The organism is Streptomyces azureus, from assembly GCF_001270025.1.
GTDB lineage: Bacteria > Actinomycetota > Actinomycetes > Streptomycetales > Streptomycetaceae > Streptomyces > Streptomyces azureus.
Genome location: NZ_DF968342.1, coordinates 20,287 through 27,529, shown reverse-complemented (window position 1 = coordinate 27,529; position 7,243 = coordinate 20,287). Strand labels below are relative to the sequence as shown.

Genomic DNA, 7,243 nt, shown 5'->3' with positions numbered 1-7,243 from the left:
GCGCGCGGCACGCGGGGCCCTGCAGATCGCCGGGCTGGACGCCGCAGGCGTCGACTGCTTGATCACCAGCCACTCCACCACTCCGGCGCTGCCGGGGCTGGACATCGCCCTGGCCAACCAACTCCCGCTTCGCAACGACGTGATGCTGCTGCCGGCCACGCAGTGGGCCTGCATCGCCGGGACCCGCTCCCTGGCGCTGGCGGCGGATCTCGTGGCCGCGGACCCCGACCGGGTGGTCCTGGTCGTGATCGCGGAGGCGCTGAGCACGACCTACCAGCCCGCGGACGACACTCTGGAGTCCCTGATCGTCCGGTTGCTGTTCGCGGACACCGCGGTCGCCGCGGTGGTCACGGGCCGCCCGAGGCCCGAGTCGGTGCTGCGGCTGGACGCCGCCTGGCACCACACGCTGCCCGGCACCCAGGACCTGCACCGCCTGGAGACACGGGCGGACGGCACCCACTTCGTGATGGACCGGCGCGGGCCGCGCGCCGTACAGGAGACGGTCACCGCGATGTGGGAGTGGCTGCACCTCCGCTACCAGGACGACCCCGACTCCTGGCACCCCGACGTTCTGCTCGCGCACCCCGGCGGGACCCGGGTGCTGGAGTACATGGAGCAGACGATGCCCGACGGGTGGCCGTCGGGGCTGCTGGACTACAGCCGGGACAGCTACACCAGCGGCAACCGCGGAGGCGCCGCCGTGTTCGACATCCTGCGGAGGGCGCACGACGCCGGGCAGAAACCGGGTGATCGTGCCGTCCTGTACGCGGCGGCCCCGGGCCTCACGGCCACTGCCCTGCAGGGGGAGTGGCTGTAGTGCGAGCTCGCGCCGTCCGTACCGGGGGACGGGCCGCCCGTACCAGCGGAGGCGCCGCCCGTACCAGGGGACGGGCCGCCCGCACCGCCGGTTAGGCCGCCCGGCCGCCCGTACCACCGGCTGTGCCGTCCGGAGACCGGGCTGTGCTGTCCGTACCACCGGCTGTGCCGTCCGGAGACCGGGCTGTGCTGTCCGTACCACCCGCTGTGCCGTCCGGAGACCAGGCGTGCCGTCCGTACCACCGGTCGTGCCGTCCGTACGGCCGGTGGCGCCGCCTGACGAGCGCACGCCGCCCCCGACCCGTCCGCGGCCGCGTCACGTCCCGAATGCCGCCCAGACCACTTTGCCGGTGTCCGTCCACCGCACCCCCCACCGGGTGGTGAGTCTGTGCACGACGTGCAAGCCACGACCACCGTCGTCGAGGGGCTCGTTGCGGCCCAGCCGCGGCCTGCCGTTGCCGGTGTCGCCCACCTCGCACAGCAGCCCGTGGCCGGCCCTGATCAGCCGTACCGTGAGGGGGCCGCCGGCGAAGCGGACCGCGTTGGCGACCAGTTCGTCGACCACCAGCACCACCCTGTCCCGGGTGTCGGCTCTGGTGTGCCATTGCCTCAGCAGTCCGGAGACCAGCATGCGGGCCCGGGCGGCCGCGTCGTCGCGGGCGGGCAGACGCCAGGTCGCCGTGTCCCCCTTGCGGTAGCCGATCACGCGCGCGAGCAGCAGGGTCACGTCGTCGCGTCGGCGCACAGGCGCCAGCGCGGAGACCAGGCCCCGCGCGGCCTGCGGCAGGGCGTCCCAGGGGTGCACCGCGGACACGGCGTCCGCCAGCCTGCCGATGCCCTCGTCGATCGATATGGCGGGATCCTCCACCAGGCCGTCGGTGTAGAGGGCGAGCAGCGAGCCCGGGGGCGCGGCGAACGCCTGCACGTCGAACGGTTCCCGAAGGGCGAACTCGGTGCCCAGGCCGGGGTGGGGGTGGACTGCGAGCGGGCCGGCGGGCCCGCCCGGGGGCACCAGGACCGGGGGGAGGTGGCCGGCGCTGGACAGCGCCACGCGGTGGCTGACCGGGTCGTATACGGCGATGCAGCAGGTCGACCCGAGGGCGCTGTAACCGGCCGCCAGCCCGGAATCCGCGTCGTCCAGCAGTGTCACGGTCTCGTCCAGGTGTTCCAGCACCTCGTCGGGCGCCAGCCCGGCGGACAGCAGCGCGCGGGCCTCCATGCTCAGCTGTCCCATGGTCGCGGCGGCTCCCAGGCCGTGCCCGACGACGTCACCGACCACCAGCGCGGTACGGCCGTCCGGCAGCGGAAAGCTGTTCACCCAGTCACCGCCGACGCCCGCGCTGTCGGGGGTGGCGGGCTGGTAGACGCTGGCAGTCTCGATGGTGTCGCCGCCGGTCCGTGGCAGCAGCCGACGCTGCAACGCCAGTACCTGCGTGTGCTCGCGCTGGTGCTGACGGGCCAGGTCGACGTGATGAGAGGTCCTGGCCACCAGTTCCTGGAGGTCGAGCAGCTCGCTGTCGCCGAAGGGGCGGTCCGCCCTCCGCCAGACCTCCGCCACCCCCAGAACGACGGGCGGCGTGCCGTCCAGGACCAGCGGTATGCACGCCACAGCAACCGCCCGGTCGCCGGGCACCAGGGCGCGTACCAGCCGCGGACTGCCGAGTACCCGCTCGATCGCCTCCCGGTCGGGTATGACGATGGCCTGAGCCGCATCGTCACGCCGTATCGCCAGCGACAGCAGGCGACTCGCATCGCCGGGGAGATCATCGCCCGGATTCACATAACCGTCCGGCCACACCCGGTCCGGCACCAGGGCCGCCCGCCGCAGCCGGACGCGCCCGTGCTGCCGCCCGGTGACCCCCTCGCCCGTCCACACGGCGAAGTCGAGGTCGATGGCGGCCACGTCCCCCCAGGCCAGCAGAGACTCCGCCAGCGACTGCGCGGTCTCGCCGATGTCCAGCGAGGTGCCGATCGCGGTCTCGGCGGCGTACAGGTGCAGCCTCCTGGCCATGGCGATCAGGGTGACGGTCAGGCCCTCCTGAGGCGCCGCGGCGGCCAGGATGCTCATCGAGACCACCAGTTCCGACCCGTCACCGCGCCGAAGGCGCTGGACCCGGGCGACGTGCGGCTCACCGGTCTCGAGGACCTGCCGCAGCCGCCGTGTGACCGTCGGTACGTCACCGGGAGGCAGAAGATCGACGAAAGAGCTCCCGGTCACGGCGTCCAGCCCCGCGAAGACGGGGGCGTCCAGATTGCAGCGGCTGATCCTCAGATCCCGGTCCAGGTTGACCGCGCCGAGAATCTGCTCCTGACGGCCGGGCGTCGGGTTGGCGGGTACGCGCTGGCGGGCGGCGCGGTCGCCCTGCGAGACGGCAGAACCGGCGGCCTCCGCCGCTCCGCCTCGCGGGATGTACTGCCCCAAGGCGCTGCTGACCATGTCGAACGGCGACGAAGACGAGGGTGAGGGTGTGGCGTCCATGCGACTCTCTCAGCTCGCTCGCCAACCCCGGCACGGCGCCGGGGCCCGGCCAGAACCCGTGCGACAGGGTCCTCGGATTCCTGACCGCACACCTCATTCAACAACACCCTGGGCACCTTCGCCCGCGTCGGCGGCTATGCGGATATGGGGCCGTCTCGCCAGGGCACCGTCTCCTACCAGGGAAAGACGGATCTCGTTCACCGGGTGGTGTTCGCTGACCCTCACCGAACCGGGGACGCACCGTCTGGAGTTCGGCTGCTCAGGGCGCTTCAGCGTGAACGTGGACGGCGAGGAGGTCCTGGCCGGAGACGACGGCCGAGGCGTGGAGCTGGTGCTGGAGTCCAGCCAACCACCCGCCCCTGCGGGGGATCGACGTCGAGGTGGGACCGGAAGGCCGCAGGCTCGCGCTCGCCCTGGACCTCACCGTCGTGGACGCGGGTGGCTACGGCCGCTTCGTCACCGCCCAACTGCGGCACGCTCCGCCCGGGGCGACGCCGTACGAGGAAATCGCCGAGGCCGTCGCCGCGGCCCAGGCGGCCGATGTGGCCGTCGTCGTGGTGGGCACCAACGAGGAGGTCGAGTCCGAGGGCTGGGACCGCACCGCTCTTGACCTGCCCGGTCACCAGAACGACCTGGTCCGCAAGGTGATCGCCGCCAACCCGCGCACGATCGTGGTCGTCAACGCCGGCGCGCCGGTGCTGCTGCCCTGGGCCGACGAGGCGCCCGTACTGCTGTGGGCGTGGCTGCCGGGCCAGGAAGCCGGCCACGCACTGGCCGACGTCCTGCTCGGCCGTACCGAGCCGTCGGGCCGCCTGCCGTGGACCCTGCCCGCCCGTACCGAGGACGTATCCGTCCCCGACGCCCGCCCTCGCGACGGCATCGTGGACTACAGCGAGGGCGTCCACGTCGGTCACCGGGCCTGGGACCGGGCGGGGCTCGTCCCGGCCTTCCCGTTCGGCCACGGTCTGGGCTGGACCCGGTGGACGTACGAGTCCGTGACCCTCTCCCCGTCTCCCGTCTCCGCCACTCTGCCCAGCCCCGCGGGCGGAGACGGGCTCAATCTGACCGTGGCACTGACCAACACCGGCCCGAGGGCCGGCCGCGAGGTCGTCCAGGTCTACCTGGAGCCGCCGCAGGACGGCTCCGACAGGCCGGTGCGCCTGCTCGCCGGCTTCGCCGCGGTTCAGGCGGAAGCGGGCGCACGCGTCACCGCCGAGGTACACGTGCCCGCCCGTGCTTTCAGGGACGTCTCCCGGTCCGCCGGAACCGTCGACGAGTCCCGGCCGGCCCCGGCTCATCAGTCCCTCCCGGAAGAACCGCCGCACCGCCGCCACGACACCGGCACTGCGTCTTGCCGCTGTGCCCACCCCCTGTGCTCGAAGGGCACACTGGAAGGGGGTTGGCCGGCCGTCACGCCGTGGCCGTCGACACTCGCTCGCCTCCGTCGCGTATGCGGGTCTTCCGTATGCGGGTCTGAAGAGCCCTCGATCGCATCCGGTGTCACCATTCGCCTCCGGGCCACAGGCCCACCTCGGTCGGTACGCCGTCCACCTCGGCCGTCAGGGCCCCGTGGGGAAAGCCCGGGAGGGCGACGCGCAGCCGCGGGCGGCCGGGGCCCTCCGTGCGGAGGGTCAGGCGGTCGTCGCCGGACAGGCGGGCGGTGATGACGGTCCGGTGGCCGTCCTCGTCGCACAGGACAGCCCGGGCCGTACGGGAGGGCTCGGCCTGGGGGCGGGCCCAGACGGCGGTCACCTCCGGGAACGGGGCGCTGCCCGCGCGGTCGGCCGGAGCGGTGGTCAGCAACAGGCTTTGGGCCCGTAGCCAGAGCGGGGCGGTCGCGAGCGGGAGCTCCACCCGATGCCAGGCCGGACCGGTGACCGGTTCGCCGGCCGGTGTGGTGCCCGGCTCGCCGCTCTTTCTCGCGCCCGGTTCGCCTCCCCGCCCCGCGTGCTGCTCTCCGGTCGGCTTTCCGGGCTGTTCTCCTCCCGCGTACGGCAGCCACTCACCGGGCGGGAACCAGACCTGCCGTCGTCCGCCCGGCGCGTACAGCGGGGCGACCAGCAGGTCGGGGCCCAGCAGGTACTGGAGGTCGGCGGCATGGGCGTCGGGGCGGTCCGGATGGTCCAGGGCCATGGGGCGGGCCAGCGGCTCGCCGGTGCGTACGGACTCCACCGCGGCCGCGTGGAGGTGGGGCAGCAGACTCATCCGCAGGCGGGCCGCGTGCAGCACTGCCGCGTACGCCTCCTCGCCGAAGTCCCAGGGCAGTCGGGAGGTCATGCCGTGGAAGCGGCTGAGCGGTGACAGCAGACCGAACTGGGCCCAGCGTACGAAGAGTTCGGCGTCCGGTGTGCCGTGGAAGCCGCCGATGTCGTGGCTCCAGAAGGGGTGGCCGGAGAGGGAGAGGGAGAGGCCGGCGCGGAGGGTGGCGGCGAGGTCCGGCCAGTCGGCGTTGGGGTCGCCGGTCCACTTGGCGCCGTGGCGCTGGCCGCCGGTCCAGGTGGAGCGGCCCCAGGTCAGGCCGTGGTCCGCGGTGGCCTCTCGGGTGACCTCGGCGACCAGGTCGTTGTAGAGGAGGGGGTAGAGGTTGTGCAGGCGGTCGCCGGTCATGCCGTTGTGGGCGACGGCGTCGGCGGGGACCGCCTCGCCGAAGTCGGTCTTGAGGACGCACGCCCCGCTGGCCATGGCCTGGCGGATGCGGTCCCGGAACCAGGCGAGCGCACCGGGATGGGTGAGGTCCAGCAGGGCCGTGTCCGGATGCGCCCCGCCCCAGACCTGCCCGACACACGTGGAGCCGGAGGCGGTGCGCAGGAACCAGCCGTTGCGGTTCGCCTCCGCGTAGTGGGCACTGTCCACGCCGATGTGCGGGTTCATCCAGAGTGAGACGTGGAAGCCCTGCCCGGCCAGTGCCTCCACCAGCCCCCGGGGATCGGGGAACGCCCCGGTGTCCCAGCTCATGTCGGACCAGGAGCCGTGCGGCTGCCAGTACGTGTCGATGTGCAGGACGTCGCAGGGGAAGCGGTGTTCGCGGATCCGGCGGGCGCGCGCACGGACGTCGGCCGCGCTGTCCTGGCGGAAGCCGCCGGAGATCCAGGGTCCGAAGGCCCATCTGGGGGGCAGCAGGGCGGGGGCGGTCAGGTCGCGGTAGGCGGCCAGGCATTCGGCGGGGGTGCCGCTGATCAGGCAGTAGTCGAGCACCTCGTCGGGGACGGTCATGGACCAGGCGCCGGTGTTGCTGTGCGCGAGGTCGAAGGTCGCCGCGGTCGTGGTGTCGACCAGGACGGCATAGCCACGGCTGGAGAGCAGGAACGGGACCGCTTTGTAGGAGCGGGTGCCGGTGGAGCCGAGGGCGTCCTGGCCCCAGCACTCGACCCGCTGGCCGCGCAGGTCCGGGCCCGTGAAGCGTTCACCGAGGCCGTAGAAGTGCTCGTCGGGTTCGGCCGTCCAGCTGTCGTGGTGGGCGAGGCTGCCGTCCGTGAGTTCGGTGACACCGAGCGGGAGAACGGTCAGGCGGCCGTTGGGGTCTCGTACGTCGGTGACCTGGCGCAGCGACCGGCCGTGGCGGTCGGTCAGTTCCATCGAGAACGGGGACAGGCGCACCTGCACGCTCAGGGCCCCGAGCCGCAGGGTCACCCCGTTCGGGGGCTGTTCGATGGTGCATCTGCCGTCGTGTGGCGCGGTGACGAGGGATGCCCGCGGCGCGGTCGGGACGTCGTCCATGCGCAGGGTGACGCGTACGGCCGTGCCCGTCGCGGGCCGCAGCCGGAGCGTGCCGGTGCGTTGGGCGGCGGTGCGTACGTCCAGGGTCGCGCCACCGGCGCCTGCGCGGGCGACGGAGGCGCTGACGACCGGGTCGAGTGCGCCCGGCCCGGCGGGGACCAGGGGCGGCGGCGGGGCGACGTACGCCGTGTGGTCACGGGGATGCAGTGAGGACATGGCTTTCCCGGTCGT

The 7,243-nt window shown here is 73.3% G+C and carries 3 protein-coding genes and 1 pseudogene; 2 read left to right on the top strand and 2 right to left on the bottom strand.

Features of this window, described 5'->3' with window-relative positions; translation table 11 throughout:
- Positions 1–817: beta-ketoacyl-[acyl-carrier-protein] synthase family protein (locus AOQ53_RS26120; RefSeq protein WP_059420907.1), on the top strand; the 817-nt coding region annotated here is incomplete at its 5' end.
- A gap of 315 nt (positions 818–1,132) precedes the next feature.
- On the opposite strand, the gene AOQ53_RS26115 is transcribed toward AOQ53_RS26120, so the two are convergent.
- On the bottom strand, positions 1,133–3,295 hold the full coding sequence (locus AOQ53_RS26115; protein ID WP_059420906.1) for an ATP-binding SpoIIE family protein phosphatase: 2,163 nt from the start codon (positions 3,293–3,295) through the stop codon (positions 1,133–1,135).
- Positions 3,296–3,675: 380 nt separating this feature from the next.
- Between AOQ53_RS26115 and AOQ53_RS46570 the strand changes: the two are divergent.
- Positions 3,676–4,494 (top strand): annotated as a pseudogene (locus AOQ53_RS46570) (glycoside hydrolase family 3 C-terminal domain-containing protein); the annotation flags it as partial.
- Positions 4,495–4,795: 301 nt separating this feature from the next.
- Here the strand turns inward: AOQ53_RS46570 and AOQ53_RS26110 are convergent.
- Positions 4,796–7,228 carry a glycoside hydrolase family 31 protein gene (locus AOQ53_RS26110; protein WP_059420904.1) on the bottom strand — a complete coding sequence of 811 codons (2,433 nt, stop codon included), beginning with the start codon at positions 7,226–7,228 and terminating at the stop codon, positions 4,796–4,798.
- Positions 7,229–7,243 lie beyond the last annotated feature (15 nt).